Source organism: Rhizobium etli CFN 42 (genome assembly GCF_000092045.1).
GTDB classification, from domain to species: Bacteria; Pseudomonadota; Alphaproteobacteria; order Rhizobiales; family Rhizobiaceae; genus Rhizobium; species Rhizobium etli.
Map to the genome: position 1 here is coordinate 1,488,969 of NC_007761.1, position 15,843 is coordinate 1,504,811.

16 protein-coding genes are annotated in these 15,843 nt (G+C 62.1%); 3 read left to right on the forward strand and 13 right to left on the reverse strand.

Going from position 1 to position 15,843, the window contains the following annotated elements; all coding sequences use genetic code 11:
• Positions 1–146: 146 nt before the first annotated feature.
• Positions 147–770 carry an LOG family protein gene (locus tag RHE_RS07235; RefSeq protein ID WP_011424752.1) on the forward strand — a complete coding sequence of 208 codons (624 nt, stop codon included), beginning with the start codon at positions 147–149 and terminating at the stop codon, positions 768–770.
• A 15-nt stretch (positions 771–785) separates the two neighbouring features.
• On the opposite strand, the gene rarD is transcribed toward RHE_RS07235, so the two are convergent.
• The 8 genes from rarD to cysS all read right to left on the reverse strand — a co-directional run bounded on the left by rarD (position 786) and on the right by cysS (position 8,082).
• Complete coding sequence (gene rarD, locus RHE_RS07240; protein WP_011424753.1) at positions 786–1,700, reverse strand: EamA family transporter RarD; 915 nt, start codon at positions 1,698–1,700, stop codon at positions 786–788.
• 207 nt (positions 1,701–1,907) lie between these two features.
• The gene (cimA, locus tag RHE_RS07245; RefSeq protein ID WP_011424754.1) at positions 1,908–3,521 is read right to left on the reverse strand and encodes a citramalate synthase; all 1,614 of its coding nucleotides are present in this window, start codon (positions 3,519–3,521) and stop codon (positions 1,908–1,910) included.
• Between the two features lie 176 nt (positions 3,522–3,697).
• Positions 3,698–4,660: a prolyl aminopeptidase gene (gene pip / locus RHE_RS07250; protein ID WP_011424755.1), complete on the reverse strand. Its 963-nt coding sequence runs from the start codon at positions 4,658–4,660 to the stop codon at positions 3,698–3,700.
• Positions 4,657–5,133 (reverse strand): GFA family protein, encoded by a 477-nt coding sequence (locus RHE_RS07255; RefSeq protein ID WP_011424756.1) that lies wholly within the window; start codon positions 5,131–5,133, stop codon positions 4,657–4,659. Before RHE_RS07255 ends, pip begins: the two co-directional genes overlap by 4 nt.
• Positions 5,123–5,617, reverse strand: a complete 495-nt coding sequence (locus tag RHE_RS07260; RefSeq protein WP_041678605.1) for a GFA family protein — start codon at positions 5,615–5,617, stop codon at positions 5,123–5,125. Before RHE_RS07260 ends, RHE_RS07255 begins: the two co-directional genes overlap by 11 nt.
• Positions 5,614–6,093 (reverse strand): GFA family protein, encoded by a 480-nt coding sequence (locus RHE_RS07265; protein WP_011424758.1) that lies wholly within the window; start codon positions 6,091–6,093, stop codon positions 5,614–5,616. Before RHE_RS07265 ends, RHE_RS07260 begins: the two co-directional genes overlap by 4 nt.
• Positions 6,090–6,458 (reverse strand): endonuclease domain-containing protein, encoded by a 369-nt coding sequence (locus tag RHE_RS07270; RefSeq protein WP_020920892.1) that lies wholly within the window; start codon positions 6,456–6,458, stop codon positions 6,090–6,092. Before RHE_RS07270 ends, RHE_RS07265 begins: the two co-directional genes overlap by 4 nt.
• A gap of 247 nt (positions 6,459–6,705) precedes the next feature.
• Complete coding sequence (gene cysS / locus RHE_RS07275; RefSeq protein WP_011424760.1) at positions 6,706–8,082, reverse strand: cysteine--tRNA ligase; 1,377 nt, start codon at positions 8,080–8,082, stop codon at positions 6,706–6,708.
• Between the two features lie 322 nt (positions 8,083–8,404).
• On the opposite strand from cysS, the gene RHE_RS07280 reads away from it, so the two are divergent.
• On the forward strand, positions 8,405–9,154 hold the full coding sequence (locus RHE_RS07280; protein ID WP_011424761.1) for a glycoside hydrolase family 25 protein: 750 nt from the start codon (positions 8,405–8,407) through the stop codon (positions 9,152–9,154).
• Between the two features lie 9 nt (positions 9,155–9,163).
• On the opposite strand, the gene RHE_RS07285 is transcribed toward RHE_RS07280, so the two are convergent.
• The 4 genes from RHE_RS07285 to radA all read right to left on the reverse strand — a co-directional run bounded on the left by RHE_RS07285 (position 9,164) and on the right by radA (position 13,809).
• On the reverse strand, positions 9,164–9,904 hold the full coding sequence (locus RHE_RS07285) for an SDR family NAD(P)-dependent oxidoreductase (protein WP_011424762.1): 741 nt from the start codon (positions 9,902–9,904) through the stop codon (positions 9,164–9,166).
• A gap of 78 nt (positions 9,905–9,982) precedes the next feature.
• The gene (gene purF / locus RHE_RS07290; RefSeq protein ID WP_011424763.1) at positions 9,983–11,473 is read right to left on the reverse strand and encodes an amidophosphoribosyltransferase; all 1,491 of its coding nucleotides are present in this window, start codon (positions 11,471–11,473) and stop codon (positions 9,983–9,985) included.
• 227 nt (positions 11,474–11,700) lie between these two features.
• Complete coding sequence (locus RHE_RS07295) at positions 11,701–12,318, reverse strand: CvpA family protein (RefSeq protein ID WP_011424764.1); 618 nt, start codon at positions 12,316–12,318, stop codon at positions 11,701–11,703.
• Positions 12,319–12,408: 90 nt separating this feature from the next.
• Positions 12,409–13,809 (reverse strand): DNA repair protein RadA, encoded by a 1,401-nt coding sequence (radA, locus tag RHE_RS07300; RefSeq protein WP_011424765.1) that lies wholly within the window; start codon positions 13,807–13,809, stop codon positions 12,409–12,411.
• A gap of 166 nt (positions 13,810–13,975) precedes the next feature.
• Here radA and RHE_RS07305 point away from each other — a divergent pair, with 166 nt between their 5' ends.
• Positions 13,976–14,611 carry a LysE family translocator gene (locus RHE_RS07305; RefSeq protein WP_042119218.1) on the forward strand — a complete coding sequence of 212 codons (636 nt, stop codon included), beginning with the start codon at positions 13,976–13,978 and terminating at the stop codon, positions 14,609–14,611.
• 9 nt (positions 14,612–14,620) lie between these two features.
• Here the strand turns inward: RHE_RS07305 and alr are convergent, their stop codons facing one another.
• Complete coding sequence (alr, locus tag RHE_RS07310; RefSeq protein WP_020920896.1) at positions 14,621–15,784, reverse strand: alanine racemase; 1,164 nt, start codon at positions 15,782–15,784, stop codon at positions 14,621–14,623.
• Positions 15,785–15,843 lie beyond the last annotated feature (59 nt).

The window sequence follows — 15,843 nt, forward strand, 5'->3', positions numbered from 1 at the left end:
CCAAGGCGGCAATTTGCCGTAGTAACCGAAATTGCTAGCGATTTCCGATGCTTTTCACAAGCATTCAAAGCAATTCGGCAAGCCGGGCACGCGTCTTTTCAGTCAATTTTCTTGACTGCATTGAAATGGAATAGTTGTTTTGCCCTATGACCGAACAATCTGTATCGATTCGATCCATCTGCGTTTACTGCGGCTCAAGGCCGGGACGCGATCATTCCCACATGGCGGCCGGGCGTGCTCTCGGAAGAGAGATCGCCGAATACGGCCTGCGCCTCGTCTATGGCGGAGGTACCAAAGGCATCATGGGCGCGGTTGCGAGCGGTGTGCTTTCAGGCGGCGGTCAGGTCACGGGCATCATCCCGGAATTCCTGATCGATATGGAAGCGACTCGCCATTCGCTCGGTCAGCTCAACGAACTCATTGTAACCCCTGACATGCACGCGCGCAAACATACGATGTTCGAGCGTTCCGATGCTTTCGTCGCGTTGCCTGGCGGCATCGGCACGCTGGAGGAGATCGTCGAGATCATGACATGGGCGCAGCTCGGCCGTCATGAAAAGCCGATGGTCTTTGCCAATATCAACGGTTTCTGGGATCCGATGATGGAGCTGATGCGGCATATGACCGAAGAAGGTTTTCTGCACACCGCCCATCGGGTGCAGCCGCTCGTCGTCGACGACGTCGCCGGCATCATTCCCGCGATCATGGCCCAGGCCGCCCAACTCGCCGCCGATCGCGGTGGCGAGGACGAGGTAATTTCGAAGATGTAGGTCGGGCGGGCGCCTTTAGCGCCCGCGGCTTCCCTTCAGCATCGACCAGCTATAGAGGAACAGCCCAGCCCAGATCAGCGGGAACGCGATCATGCGCGCCGTGCCGAGCGGCTCTTGAAAGGCGAAGACGGCGATCAGGAAGATCATCGTCGGCGCGATATACTGCATGATGCCGATCGTCGACAGCTTCAGGAGCTTGGCGCCATTGGCATAGATCATCAGCGGCACGGCGGTGACGACACCGCAGCCGAGCAGCAAGATCGTATCGGCAAGGCCGGTACGGTAGAAATGGCCCGCGCCGCTGCCGTATTCGAGATAGAGAATGTAGACGACGGCCGGCCCGCTCAGAATAAGAACCTCGAGGAAGAAGCCCTGGTTCGGCCCGAGTGGCAGCGTCTTGCGCAGCAAAGCATAAAAACCCCAGCTGACTGCCAGCGTCAGCGCCACCCATGGAATGCCGCCGCTGTCCAGTGCGAGAATGGCGACGGCAAGGGCCGCGAGCGCGATCGCCGCGATCTGCAGCGGCTGCAGCTTCTCCTTGAGCAGCACCGCGCCGAGGAAGATGCTGAACAGCGGATTGATGAAATAGCCAAGTGCTGCATCAAGCGAATGGCCGGCGCCGATCGCCCAGACATACGTGCCCCAGTTGACGGTGATCAGCGACGCCGTCAGTGCCCCCATCGCCAGCATGCGCGGCGAGCGCAGTGCCGCGCGGATATCCGCTGTGCGCCCGAGCAGGACCAACACGATCCCCGCCAGCGGCAGCGACCAGACGATGCGGTGGGCGATGACTTCCGCCGGCGGAATATGTGCGACCGCCTTCATGTAGAAGGGCAGGAAGCCCCAGAGCAGATAGGCTGTCAGCGCGAAGGCGAAACCACGCGGACTATCTTCGTTCTTGATCAACGGAACGGATGCATCGGTCGACATCGGGTGTTTCCATCTTTGTTCTTCTTCTGATCCGGCCTAGCTTAAGCGCCGTGAATAGGCCAATTCATTTCGTTGAATGAAGGCTGAGAGGATTTGAAGCAAAGACCAGGGCGATGGCGAACACGAGCGGCCGTCCGGCGCCGGACCGAGCGGCCGGAAGACCGGCAAAAGTGGCGCCGGCAACGCCGCCGAACGGGCGGAACAGATTTATTCCGCCGCGATCTTGCCCGCCAGCTGCCGGTTCTTCATCAGCTTGTAGATGACGGAATCCATCAGCGCCTGGAAAGAAGCGTCGATGATGTTCTCCGAGACGCCGACCGTCCACCAGCGCACGCCGTCGCTGTCGGTGGATTCGATCAGCACGCGGGTGATCGCCTCCGTGCCGCCATTGAGGATGCGCACCTTGAAATCGGCGAGCACCAGATCGTCGATCTCGTGCTGGTACTTGCCGAAATCCTTGCGCAGCGCCAGGTCGAGCGCGTTGACCGGACCTTCGGCATCGGCAACCGACATCAGCGTCTGTCCGTCGATGGTGATCTTGACCACCGCTTCCGAGACGATTTTCACGCGGCCGAGACTGTCGAAGCGGCGCTCGATCATCACCCGGAAGCCTTCTATGGTGAAGAATTCCGGGATGGTGCCGAGTGTGCGATGCGCCAGGAGCTCGAAGCTCGCATCGGCGCCCTCATAGGCATAACCGATGGATTCACGTTCCTTGACGATCGATATCAGGAGGTCGAGCTTCGGATCGTCCTTGGCGACGGTGATACCTCGCCGCTTCAGCGCATTGATGAAGTTCGCCTTGCCGCCCTGGTCGGAGACCATGACCTTACGGAAATTGCCCACACTTTCCGGCGGCACATGTTCATAGGTCTTCGGATCCTTCAGCAGCGCCGATGCGTGGATGCCGGCCTTGGTGGCGAAGGCGGACGCGCCGACATAGGGCATCTGGTGGTCAGGTGAGCGGTTGAGCAGTTCGTCGAAAGCATGCGAGAGCCGGGTGAGGTTGAGCAGCCGCTCCTCATCGATCGCCGTTTCGAAACGTGTATTGTAGGCGCTCTTCAGCGCCAGGGTCGGGATCAGCGTGACGAGATTGGCGTTGCCGCAGCGCTCGCCGATACCGTTCAAGGTGCCCTGGATTTGCCGGACGCCCGCCTCGACCGCTGCCAGAGAATTAGCGACCGCCTGGCCGGTGTCGTTATGTGCGTGGATGCCGAGACAGCGGCCGGGCACGCCGGCGGCGATCACCGCCTCGACGATGGCGCGGACCTCCGGCGGCTGCGTGCCGCCATTGGTGTCGCAGAGCACGACCCAGCGGGCGCCGCTTTCATAGGCCGTTTTCGCGCAGGCGATCGCATAGGCCGGATTGGCCTTGAAGCCGTCGAAGAAATGTTCGCAGTCGACGATCGCCTCCTTGCCTGCGCCGACCGCCGCCTTGACGCTTTCGGCGATGCATTCGAGGTTTTCCTCGTTGGTGCAGCCGAGGGCGACAGCGACGTGATAGTCCCAGCTCTTGGCGACGAAACAGATCGCGTCGCTTTTGGCCTGCAGCAGCCCGGCAATGCCTGGATCGTTGGAGACCGAAACGCCCGCCCGCTTCGTCATGCCGAAGGCGACGAAGGTGGCCCGGCTGGTGCGCCTCTCGCCGAAAAAGGCGGTGTCCGTCGGATTGGCGCCGGGATATCCGCCCTCGACATAATCGAGGCCGAACTCATCCAGCATGGCGGCGATCGCGATCTTGTCCTCGACCGAAAAGTCAATGCCGGGCGTCTGCTGGCCGTCCCGGAGCGTGGTGTCGAAGAGATAGATGCGTTCTTTCATGTCGTTTCCTCCCGACAGGCGGGTGTTGTTGCACTGCCGATGCTGCGCCTCATCCGGCTGCCGTCACCTTCTCCCCCGTTCTGACGGGGAGAAGGCGAATGCCGCACCGTATCGCGGGGCACGTCCCCTCTCCCCGCGAGCGGCGAGAGGGCTAGGGTGAAGGGCTGCCCAAATGATCAGTCCGGCTTCCCGGCAAACTTATCCGTCGCCCGGATCAGCCGATCGAGAATCCCCGGCTCCGAATAGGCATGGCCCGCACCTTCGATCAGGTGGAACTCCGCCTTCGGCCAGGCCTTGTGCAGCAGCCAGGCATATTTGGCGGGGCAGGGCATGTCGTAGCGACCATGTACGATCACGCCGGGAATATCCCTGAGCTTGCCGGCATCCCGGATCAGCTGTCCCTCGTCCATCCAGCCGGCATTGACGAAGAAGTGGTTCTCGATGCGGGCGAAGGCGTAGGCGAATTCCGGCTCTTCAAACTTGCCGCTGGTCGACGGCTCCGGCAGCAGCGTGATCGTTTCGCCTTCCCAGATGCTCCAGGCCTGCGCGGCTTGAAGGCGCACATTCCTGTCCGCGTGCGTAAGGCGGCGATGATAGGCATGCATCATCTCATGCCGCTCTTCCGGGGGAATGGGAGCGACGAAACGCTCCCACTTGTCCGGGAACATTTCCGACACGCCGAACTGATAATACCAGTCGAGCTCCGCCTTGGTCAGCGTATAGATGCCGCGCAGGATGAGCTCGGATACGCGCTCCGGATGGGTCTCTGCATAGGCGAGCGCCAGCGTCGAGCCCCAGGAGCCGCCAAATACCTGCCATCTGTCGACGCCGGCCATTTGGCGCAGCCGCTCGATATCGGCGACGAGGTGCCAGGTGGTGTTGGCATTGAGTTCCGCATGCGGTGTCGACTTGCCGCAGCCGCGCTGGTCGAACAGCATGACGTCGTAGAGAGCAGGATCAAAAAGCCGGCGGTGGGCAGGCGAAATGCCGCCGCCGGGGCCGCCATGCAGGAAGACAGCGGGTTTGGCGCCGGGCGTTCCCGACCGTTCCCAGTAGATCACATGGCCGTCGCCGACATCGAGATGGCCGGAGGCATAGGCTTCGATTTCGGGATAGAGCGTGCGCAGTATCTCGGTCATATTTTCACGCCTTTCGCAGGCCAGGCTTGGGTGTCGTGGTCGGGATGCTGAAAGGAGATGATCGCCTCCTGTCGGGCGTAGAAATCCGGATCCTGATGCACGGGTGCCTCGAAGATCGTCTCGACCCATGGCAGGCGGGCGTCATAATTGACCTGGATCTGCGGCGCGAGATCGCTGCGGTCGTCGAAGGTGCCGATCGCAAGCTCCAGGCCCCCAGGATGCCGGTAGGTCATCGGCGTGCCGCAATTGCTGCAGAAGCCGCGGTCGATATTGACCGACGATTGAAAGTAGCTCGGCTCGCCGCGCGTCCATTCCGTCCCTTCCTCCGGTGCTGTGACCAGTGCGGAGAAGAAGCCGCCGAACTGCTTCTGGCACATGCGGCAATGGCAGATCGACGGCCGCCCCAACTGGCCTGATATGCGGAAGCGCACGGCGCCGCATTGGCATCCGCCTGTTCTGATCTTATCCGTCATGTGTTTCTCCGAGTGGCCATTGGGAAGTGTCGTGATCCGGGTGCTGATGGTTGCTTGCCGCGATCGCGTCCTCGCGGTCGGGCGTTTCAGGCTCTGCTTCCACCGGCAGGCCGTCGAGTGCGTGGAACCAGGACATCTTGCGCCCGGTGTTCGATTGCATCACGGGTTTGACCGCACCAGGATCATCAAGCGAGCCGAGCGCGATGTTGATGAAGTCGGCTTCCGGAATATGGTAGAACAGCGGCGTGCCGCAATCGCCGCAGAAGCCGCGCCGAACGAGATCAGAGGAGCGGAACCACTTCGGTTCGCCGCGCGTCAGCTCGAAATGCTCGCGCTTGGCCGCGGCGAGCGGCAGGAAATAATTGCCGGCCGCCTTCTGGCACATGCGGCAGTGGCAGATATGGGGATAGCCGAGTTCGCCGCGCACCCGATAACGAACCATCCCGCACTGGCATCCGCCGGTCTGTTCCGTCACTACGCTCAAGCGCGATCCTCCGGTGGCCAGACGGACGTATCATGATCTGGATGCTGATAGGAAACGAGTTCATGTAGGAAGGAGCCTGCCGTCAAATCGGCTTCGGTTCGCTCTCCGGGCAGTTCATGCAGATGATCGACGAAGCCGATCTTGCCTTCCACGCCCCACTGGATACTCGGCGGCAGTTGCGAGGGATCGTCGAAGGCGCCGGCGGCAATCGCCATTCCATCCGGAGCCTCGTAGGTCAGTGGCGTGCCGCAATCTCCGCAGAAACCACGCTCGACAAAATTGGAGGAGCGGAACTTTTTTCGCTCTCCGCGCGTCCACTCGAAATCGGCGCCGCGCACCGAGACCAGCGGCGCATAGTAGGCCCCAAACGCCTTCTGGCACATGCGGCAATGACAGATCGACGAATCCTTGAGCTCGCCGCTGACGCGGAAACGGATCGCGCCGCACTGGCATCCGCCGGTATAGGTCTCGGTCATGGCAGGTCCTTTCCGATGATGCGGATGATATGGCTGCACACGTTGTCGATATCCCGCAGGATATCATCGTTCCAGAAGCGCAGAACGGTCCAGCCGTCCGCCTGAAGACGTTGGGTCCTGATAGGATCGTAGGGGACGTTCGGGGCGAGGGCGTGCTGCGAGCCGTCTATCTCTACGATAAGGCGACGGCTAGGGCATGCGAAATCAACGATATAACCGGCGATCGGCATCTGTCGACGGAAGCTGAGGCCCATCAGGCGATGGGCGCGAAGCTCGTTCCAGAGTTTCAGCTCAGCCTCGGTCAGAGCTTTGCGCATGCGCCGAGCGTTCGCCCGCCGTTGGGGCGGAACTGGTGCATGCGGCATGGCTTGCCTCTCGCGATGACGTGACGGGGCTGCGGCGGCACCCCCCTCTGCCCTGCCGGGCATCTCCCCCACAAGGGGGGAGATCGGATAGGAGCGGCCGCTCACCCTGATCAAACGCCTCAGTTGGCCGAAGCCACGTGGTGCGCGGTCGATATCTTGGCAAGCGGGCGCGTCTTGCCGATCTCCCTCCTTGTGGGGGAGATGCCCGGCAGGGCAGAGGGGGGTATATCTAGCCGCCCAACCCATCCTACCGCTTGACCTCCCACGTCGTCACTCGTTCGCCGGTTTCCGGATCTTTGCCGTCCTTAAGCTGGATGCCCTTTGCCCCCAGCTCGTCGCGAATCCTGTCGGCCTCGACGAAATTTTTCGCCTTCAACACTTCAAGACGCATGGCGACCAGTGCATCGACCGCCGCTGCGAAGGCTTCGTCGATTTCGACTTTCTTCGGCAGCACGCCGAGGAGCACCGCACTTGCGGCGAAGACGGCATCGTTGCCGGGTTGCGCCAGCGCATGCAGCGCTTGCACGGCGGCGACCGTATTGAGGTCGTCGGCCAGCGCGTTCAGCACGCTCTCGTCGGGCGCCGCATCGCCGGCTTCCGCCGTCGGCCATTTGGCGAGCAGCCGTTCGGCTTCCTCCAGCCGCTTGATCGAGAAATCGATCGGCTCGCGGTAATGCGTCATCAGCATGGCAAGGCGCAGCACCTCGCCCGGCCATTTGCGGCCGCCGAAAGTTTCCGTGTGCAGCAGATCGTGGATGGTGACGAAATTGCCCTCGGACTTCGACATCTTGCGGCCCTCGACCTGCACGAAGCCGTTGTGCATCCAGACATTCGCCATCACCTCGGTCCCGTGCGCGCAGCGAGACTGGGCGATTTCGTTTTCATGATGCGGGAAGATCAGGTCCAGCCCGCCGCCGTGAATGTCGAAGATATCGCCGAGATAGCGCCTGCTCATCGCGGAGCATTCGATATGCCAGCCGGGCCGGCCGCGGCCCCAGGGGCTCTCCCAGCCGGGCTCGTTATGGCTCGACAGTTTCCAGAGCACGAAATCGCCGGGGTTCTTCTTGTGTGCATCGACGGCGACGCGGGCGCCGGCCTGCTGCTCGTCGAGCGGTCGCTTCGAAAGCTCACCGTAATCGGCCATGGATTTGGTGTCGAACAGCACTTCGCCTGCCGCCACATAGGCATGCCCATTGCCGATCAGCTTCTCGATGATCTGGATCATCTCTGCGATATTGTCGGTGGCGCGCGGCTCGACACTCGGCTCTAGGCAGCCGAGCTCGGCGACATCGGCGTGAAACTGCGTCTCGGTCTTTTCGGTGACCGCGCGGATCGCTTCATTCAGCGGCAGGCCGGGATGATCTCTCAGCGCCCGCGCATTAATCTTGTCGTCGACGTCGGTGATGTTGCGGGCGTAGGTCACGTGATCTTCGCCATAGACATGGCGCAGCAGCCGGAACAGCACGTCGAAGACGATGACCGGCCGCGCATTACCGATATGGGCGAAATCATAGACGGTCGGGCCGCAGACATACATGCGGACATTCTCGGCATCGATCGGCTTGAAGGCCGATTTCTCCCGCGTCAGCGTGTTGTACAGCTTCAGTTCCGGCGTGCGGCCCATTTCACTCTCCCAAATGCACGATCAGAAAAATATCGCGACCGGCAGGCCGGGGCGTTTCGCATCTTGACTATTTGGGAGACGAAAACGGCCAGGCCAGCGCGTGCGCTAGCGAATAATCTTTCCGCAGATAATGCAGATAACCGTTTTCATGCCGCGTTTTATGGCGCGGGAATGACGTTTGGTCAAGAGGGGGCGAGGTAGGAGCGGCGACAACTGGAGCGACCTATCCGGTGCGCTGCGTCCCCTGAGGCTCGTCTGCCATTTTCGTGGCGCAAATCGCGTATAGCCGGTTCGGAACATGTTGAAAATACGGGAGGAATGAGTGGGGAGCGTTGTTCGGTGGACGATCGGAGCGGCTGCAATTCTGTTGGTCGCATCCGCCGCATATTTCGCATATGATTTCGGCATGCTTCGCTTCAACAATCCGCCCTTGTCGCGCTATCCTATACAAGGCATCGATGTCAGCCATCACCAGGGCGACATCGATTGGAAGACGGTAGCCGCCCAGCCGAACGTGCGTTTTGCAATCGTGAAGGCGACCGAAGGCGGCGATCACAGGGATTCAAAGTTTGCCGAGAACTGGCAGCGTGCCGGAGATGCCGGGCTGGTCAGGGGCGCCTATCATTTCTTCACATTCTGCCGCCCGGGCAGGGATCAGGCGCAGAATGTCCTGGCGACGGTACCGAAGACGCCCGGAACGCTGCCGGTCGCCGTTGATCTGGAGTTTGTCGGCAATTGCAACAAGGTCCTGACGGTCGAGGAAATGGCGAGGGAAGTGAATGCCTTCGTCACCGAGCTGAAAGGCACCTTTCCGGAAAAGCCGATCTTTTACGTCACACAGGAATTCTTCGACCAATATCTGAAAGGCAACAAGGCCCGCTTCCCCGAGCATTACCTTTGGCTGCGCAGCGTATTCAACGAGCCGACGCAGGATGCCTGCAGCCGTTGGTCGATCTGGCAATTTGCCGATAACGGCACAGTCGACGGCATTCAGGGGGCGGTGGATCTCAATGCGCTCTGCCCATCGGAAACGGGTTTTACCCATTTGTTTCCAGCCGTTGCTGCCAATTGAGGCGCCGGCCTATTCCGGCAGCCGGTAATCGGCGAGCTTGTTCTCGCGGACGATGAACAATTTACCCGTTTCGGTCACGCCGGGGCCGAGCAGCGGCAGGATCGCCTTGGCGACCTCGGAAGGGTGGGGTAGCGTCAGCGGGTCTTCGCCCGGCACGGCCTGCGCCCGCATGGCCGTGCGCGTTGCGCCGGGATCGACGCTGGTGATGCGCAGCGGCGTCGATTGGGTTTCGCCGGCCCATGTGCGGGCGAGCGCCTCGACGGCCGCTTTTGAGGCGGAATAGGCGCTCCAGAAGGGGCGGCACTTATGCGCGGCCCCTGACGACAGGATGACGGCGCGGCCGGCGTCCGAGCGGGCGAGCAGCGGGTCGACCGAGCGGATCAGCCGCCATGTCGCGGTGACGTTGATGGTGATCACCTTTTCGAATACCTTCGCCTCGATGTGGCCGATTGGTGAGATGACGCCGAGCACACCGGCATTGGCGACGAGGATATCGAGCTTGCCCCAGCGCTCGAAGATCGAGCCACCGAGCGCGTCGATCGCGTTCATATCGGCAAGGTCGAAGGGCACGAGGGTCGCGCTGCCGCCGACGGCTTTGATCGCATCGTCGAGATCCTCGAGCCCGCCGACCGTGCGTGCGCAGGCGATCACATGGGCGCCGGCTTTGGCAAGTTCCAGGGCCGTGAAGTAGCCGATGCCGCGCGACGCACCGGTGACGAGTGCGATCCTGCCCTCAAGATTGATGTTCATCTGTCCGGTTCCGGAATTGCTTGCGAAGGTGAGGGGCGCAATAGGCCCCTCGGGAACGAAAGTCAAAGCGGCAGCGGCTCAGCCGTTGCTGGCAAGCATCGAAAGCTTGTTGCCCATCGACTCGCCGTTCTTGTCGAGCAGGCGGGTTGGATAGTCGCCGGTGAAGTAGTGGTCGGTGAACTGCGGGCGGGCCGGATTGCGGTCCTCGCCGCCGACGGCGCGGTAAAGTCCGTTGATCGACAGGAAGGCAAGCGAATCCGCGCCGATATATTTGGCCATGGCTTCGACGTCGGCATATTGATTGGCGAGCAGTTTGTCGGCGTCGGGCGTATCGATCCCGTAGAAATCCGGGAAGAAGATCATCGGGCTTGCGACACGGATATGGACTTCGCGCGCACCAGCCTCGCGGATCATCTGCACGATCTTCAGCGACGTCGTGCCGCGCACGATGGAATCGTCGACCAGCACCACGCGCTTGCCTTCGATCATCGCCCGGTTGGCGGAATGCTTCAGCTTGACGCCGAAGGCGCGGATCTGCTGCGTCGGCTCGATAAAGGTGCGTCCGACATAATGGTTGCGGATGATTCCGTATTCGAAGGGGATGCCGCTTTCCTGCGCATAGCCCAGAGCCGCAGGCGTGCCGCCATCCGGCACCGGCACGACGACATCGGCATCGACAGGCGATTCCTTGGCGAGGTTCATGCCCATGTTCTTGCGCGTCGTATAAACGTTGCGGCCGCCGACGACCGAATCCGGACGGGCGAAATAGACATATTCGAACAGGCAGAGACGCTCCGGCTGTGGCTTGCTGGGCTTGCGGGCATCGATGCTGATCGAGCCGTCGGGCTGGATTTCGCAGATGATGACCTCGCCGTTTTCCACGTCGCGGATGAATTTGGCGCCAATGATGTCGAGCGCACAGGTTTCGGAGCAGAAGATCGGCTTGCCGTCGAGTTCGCCCATGACAAGCGGGCGGATGCCGGTGGGATCGCGCGCGGCAATCAGCTTGGTGCGGGTCATGGCGAGCATCGAATAGCCGCCTTCCATCTGGCGGATGGCGTCGATGAACCGGTCGGACGTGGAAGCGTGGCGCGAGCGGGCGATGAGATGCAGCACGACTTCGGTATCGGAGGTCGACTGACAGATGGCGCCGGTTGCGATGATCTGGCGGCGCAGCGTCAGGCCATTGGTGAAATTGCCGTTATGGGCAATGGCGATGCCGCCTTCCTCCAACTCGGCAAACAGCGGCTGCACGTTGCGCATCGCCACTTCGCCGGTCGTCGAATAGCGAGTATGGCCGATTGAGATGCTGCCGGGCAGGCGGGCGAGCGTCATCGGATTGGTATAGTGGTCGCCGACCAGACCCATATGGCGCTCCTGGTAGAAGCGTTTGCCGTCGAAGGAGACAATGCCGGCCGCTTCCTGCCCACGATGCTGCAGGGCGTGCAGGCCGAGAGCCGTGAGAGCCGCGGCATCGGGATGTCCCAGGATTCCGAAAACGCCGCATTCCTCATGCAGCGTATCTCCGTCGAGCGGATCGTCGGTCGGGAAGGAATGGGACTGGTTCATTTCTGCGGGCCTCTGCTCTCACAAGAATGGATCGGCATTTCCAGTATCATATATCGGAAACCTGGCAGCTTTCCGATAGTCATGCTGAACGACATCCGCTGTCAAAGCCCGCTCGCCGGCTCTGAAACGGCTGAGGTCCGGCGGAGCTGATGCCCGGCCGGACCTTTATTTCACGTCCCGCTCAAATGGCAATTGCCGGACGGCGGGTCAAGCTCTTGAACACTGTGTCAATTCGCCGGCTGCTGTGTGCCGCCTGCAGGCGCGTCTTCCGCCGGAGCCTGATCGGTGGTCGGCGGCGTGGCGCCTTCGCTGCCCTGCGCCGGCGACTGCATCTTATCACGGAAGCTCGCCTGTATCATCTGGGCAAATTGCTCCGGCAGGACGGCCTTCAGCTTCACCACCATCGAATCCAGGAAGGGCTTCGACTTGGCCTCGTTGACCCAGGCTGGGCGGTGGTCGACATCGACGAGCCAGTTCCAGAAGGCGACGGCAACGACCATCAGCAGCAGGCCGCGCGCCGCGCCGAACAGGAAGCCGAGGGTGCGGTCGAGAGCACCGATGCGGCTGTCGATGATGAAATCGGCGATCTTCATGGTGATGAAGGAGATGACGATGAGCGCGATCAGGAAGACGACGGCTGCCGAACCGGCGATCGCGATGCGGTCGTCGTCGGTATATTTTTTCGCATAGGGCAGCAGGTAGGGATAGAGATAGTAGGCGGCGGCGGCCGAACCGCCCCAGCTCGCGATCGAGAGGATTTCCCGCGAAAAGCCGCGGACCATCGCCAGCACGGCGGAGAAGAGCACGACGCCGATGACAATACCGTCGAAAATCGTAATGGGCATGTAAATTCAACTCCAGGACTGCCGCTCGGCGGCCGTGTCGCGCCTTATCGTGTGCCTCCTATATCATCACCGTTCCCGGCAATGAAAGGATCAAACCTCGTCTTCCACACGCAGCGCCCCCTTCGATCCGGCGATGCGCGCCACCAGATCCGGCAGGCTCTCGACCTCGCTCCATCGCCCGCCGGAACCCTTCGGCAGCTCGGCGGAGGCGGAAGGAAGCAGCGCTGCGGAAAAGCCCAGCTTCTCGGCTTCCTTGAGGCGCTGGGCGGTGTGCGCAACCGGCCGGATGGCGCCCGACAGGCTGACTTCGCCGAAATAGACGCAATCGGCGGGAAGGGCAATACCGGCGAGCGAGGAAACCAGCGCCGAAGCGACGGCGAGATCGGCCGCCGGCTCGGAAATGCGGTAGCCGCCGGCGACGTTGAGATAGACGTCGTGCTGGCCGAGCCGGACGCCACAATGGGCTTCCAGAACCGCCAGGATCATCGACAGCCGAGCCGAATCCCAGCCGACCACGGCGCGCCGCGGCGTGCCGAGCGAGGTCGGCGCCACCAGCGCCTGCACCTCGACGAGCACGGGCCGCGTCCCTTCCATGCCGGCAAAGACCGCAGCTCCAGGTGATTTTTCGTTGCGCTCGCCGAGGAAGAGCTCGGAGGGGTTGGCGACCTCGCGCAGTCCTCTGTCCGACATTTCGAAGACGCCGATCTCGTCGGTCGGGCCGAAGCGGTTCTTGACCGTGCGCAGGATGCGGTAGTGATGGCCGCGATCGCCCTCGAAATAGAGCACGGCATCGACCATGTGTTCGACGACGCGCGGGCCGGCGATCTGCCCGTCCTTGGTAACATGCCCGACGAGCACCATCGCCGCTCCCGTCTGCTTGGCGAAGCGGATCATCGCCTGCACGCCGGTGCGCACCTGCGTCACCGTTCCCGGCGCGGATTCGGCAAGCTCACTCCACAGCGTCTGGATCGAATCGATGATGACGAGATCGGGCCGTTTGCCCTCGGCGAGCGTCGCCAGAATATCCTCGACATTGGTTTCGGCCGCCAGCATCACGTCGGTATCGGCTGCGGCAAGACGTTGCGCCCGCAGCCGGACCTGCGCCACCGCCTCCTCGCCGGAGACATAGATGATCTTGTGGCTGCGCCGCGCAAGGGCGGCCGCCGCCTGCATCAGCAGCGTCGATTTGCCAATGCCGGGATCGCCGCCGATCAGTACAGCCGAGCCGCGCACGAAACCGCCGCCGAGCGCCCGGTCGAGCTCCGACATGGCGGTATGGATACGCGGCGCTTCCTCGATTTCGCCGGAGAGCGCCGTCAGCGTCACCGGCCGGCCCTTCTTCGGCGTCTTGCCGGGACCGGCGCCGATGCCGCCCATCGGGTCCTCCTCGACGATGGTGTTCCACTCGCCGCAATTGTCGCATTTGCCGGCCCAGCGGTTATGAACCGCGCCGCAATTCTGGCAGATGAATTGTGTCTTGGCCTTCGCCATCAAATGTTTCTTTCAGTCGCGTTCCACAATGAAGCATTCGCGGGCTTCATCGAATCATTGTCGTGCTTGAGATAATGGCTATCGCGACGGATCAAAACTAATGATTTCCCCATCAGCCTTCGCCGTGCCTATGCTTTTCACCTCTGATCATCAGCTACGGTGGAAGATGTTCGACTATTCGCTTGCGCACTGGCTCGCATTTCTATCGGCGGCGGTTTTGCTCAACCTGTCGCCCGGCCCCGACATCGCTTTCATCCTCGGCCACACGATGAGAGGCGGGAAACGCGCAGGTTTTTCGGCATTGTTCGGCGTCTGGTCAGGCGCCTGTCTGCATGTGCTGATGGCGGCATTGGGCCTTTCCGCCGTGCTTGCCGCCTCTGCCTTCGCTTTCTCAAGCGTCAAATGGCTGGGCGCCGCCTATCTCGTCTGGCTGGGCATCCAGGCTTTGCGCACCCGTGGTGGCAGCGGCCTGATCAAGGCGGCCGGTGAAGAATTGCCGATCGCAAGCATCTACCGCCAGGGAATTCTGGTTTCGCTCCTCAATCCGAAAGTGGCGATATTCTTCCTGGCCTTCCTGCCGCAATTCGTCGCAGAGGGGGCAGGGCCCGCATGGGCGCAGCTCATGCTGCATGGCGGCTTCATCATCGTCGTCGCGGCCTTCATCGAACCGCCGCTCGTCCTTCTCGGCGGGCGCCTTGCGGACGCACTAAGGCACAATGAAAAAATCGGACTGTGGCTCGATCGCGGCCTGGGCGCGCTTTTCCTGGCTCTCGGCGTCCGCCTTGCGCTAAGCAGCCGTTGAGGGCCAGCTTTATTCTTCGGCGACATAGCGCCGCTCGTGGCGCAGCCCCATGCTGGTCAGGATCTCGTATCCGATCGTCCCCGCCGCTCGCGCGACGTCATCAAGCGCCATGTTCTTTCCGAACAGCTCGACATAGTCGCCGGCGCGCACGGCGTTTTCCGGCAGATCGGTGACGTCGAAAATAGTCAGGTCCATGGTGATCCGGCCGGCGACTGGCACTTTGTGTCCGGCGATGAAGCCTTGCCCGCCTTGCGGCACGGCCTGACGCAGCGGCACGCCGCCGCTCGATTGGCTGCGCATATAGCCGTCAGCATAACCCGCCGAGACGATCGCCAGCCGGCTGTCGCGGTGAAGCTGCAGCGCCCGCCCGTAACTGACCGTCTCGCCGGCCTTGACGGTGCGCACCTGAATGATGCGCGCTTCCGTCGTTGCCACTGGCCGCATCGGATTTGTCACGCCGCAGACCGCTTCGCCGCCGTAAAGCGCGATGCCGGGACGGGTCAGGTCGAAATGATAATCCTCGCCGAGAAAGATGCCGGCCGAGGCGGCTAGACTTGAATCGATACCTTCATAGGCGGCCGTAACCTTGCGGAATGATTCGAGCTGTTGCCGGTTCATAAGGTGGCTGGGATCGTCGCCGCAGGCGAGATGGCTCATGACCAGCACCGGCGCGAAGCTTGCCGGCCGCGAGACGTCGTCGGCAAGGGCGATGGCGTCGTCGATGTGCAGCCCCAGCCGATTGAAGCCGGTATCGACATGCAGCGCGCAGGGATAATCGCCATAATCGGCAAGCACCGCCATCCAGAAGGCGAACTGCTCGTCGGAGGAAATCACCGGCACCAGATCATTGTCGAAGAACCGCCTTTCCGTGCCCGGCCATATGCCCGAGAGCACGAAGATGCGCGCCTCGGGCGCATAGAGGCGAAGGGTGACGCCCTCATCGACGGTCGCGACGAAGAAATCCCGGGCGCCTGCGAGGTAGAGCGCTTCGCCGGCATCCTCGATGCCCATGCCGTAGGCGTCCGCCTTGACGACGGCTGCGGCGCGCGCTGCACCAGAGCGGCGCGCCATGTCGCGCCAGTTCTCCGTGAGCGCACTCAGGTCGACGGTCAGCCGCAGTCCTGCGGAATTGAAAAGCTCATCGTCTTCGGAGGGGATAGGAAAATCTGTCATGAATCGCCGTGAAGAAATGGAAGGAGCCGCCCCGCCCAGTCTAGAGAGGATTGTGGCCA

What these genes read in the sequence shown, in the direction of transcription:
- RHE_RS07235 (WP_011424752.1), top strand. Translation starts at nt 147, where the DNA reads ATGACCGAACAATCTGTATCGATTCGATCCATCTGCGTTTACTGCGGC.
- rarD (WP_011424753.1), bottom strand. Translation starts at nt 1,700, where the DNA reads ATGTCGACCGATGCATCCGTTCCGTTGATCAAGAACGAAGATAGTCCG.
- cimA (WP_011424754.1), bottom strand. Translation starts at nt 3,521, where the DNA reads ATGAAAGAACGCATCTATCTCTTCGACACCACGCTCCGGGACGGCCAG.
- pip (WP_011424755.1), bottom strand. Translation starts at nt 4,660, where the DNA reads ATGACCGAGATACTGCGCACGCTCTATCCCGAAATCGAAGCCTATGCC.
- RHE_RS07255 (WP_011424756.1), bottom strand. Translation starts at nt 5,133, where the DNA reads ATGACGGATAAGATCAGAACAGGCGGATGCCAATGCGGCGCCGTGCGC.
- RHE_RS07265 (WP_011424758.1), bottom strand. Translation starts at nt 6,093, where the DNA reads ATGACCGAGACCTATACCGGCGGATGCCAGTGCGGCGCGATCCGTTTC.
- RHE_RS07270 (WP_020920892.1), bottom strand. Translation starts at nt 6,458, where the DNA reads ATGCCGCATGCACCAGTTCCGCCCCAACGGCGGGCGAACGCTCGGCGC.
- cysS (WP_011424760.1), bottom strand. Translation starts at nt 8,082, where the DNA reads ATGGGCCGCACGCCGGAACTGAAGCTGTACAACACGCTGACGCGGGAG.
- RHE_RS07285 (WP_011424762.1), bottom strand. Translation starts at nt 9,904, where the DNA reads ATGAACATCAATCTTGAGGGCAGGATCGCACTCGTCACCGGTGCGTCG.
- purF (WP_011424763.1), bottom strand. Translation starts at nt 11,473, where the DNA reads ATGAACCAGTCCCATTCCTTCCCGACCGACGATCCGCTCGACGGAGAT.
- RHE_RS07295 (WP_011424764.1), bottom strand. Translation starts at nt 12,318, where the DNA reads ATGCCCATTACGATTTTCGACGGTATTGTCATCGGCGTCGTGCTCTTC.
- radA (WP_011424765.1), bottom strand. Translation starts at nt 13,809, where the DNA reads ATGGCGAAGGCCAAGACACAATTCATCTGCCAGAATTGCGGCGCGGTT.
- RHE_RS07305 (WP_042119218.1), top strand. Translation starts at nt 13,976, where the DNA reads ATGTTCGACTATTCGCTTGCGCACTGGCTCGCATTTCTATCGGCGGCG.
- alr (WP_020920896.1), bottom strand. Translation starts at nt 15,784, where the DNA reads ATGACAGATTTTCCTATCCCCTCCGAAGACGATGAGCTTTTCAATTCC.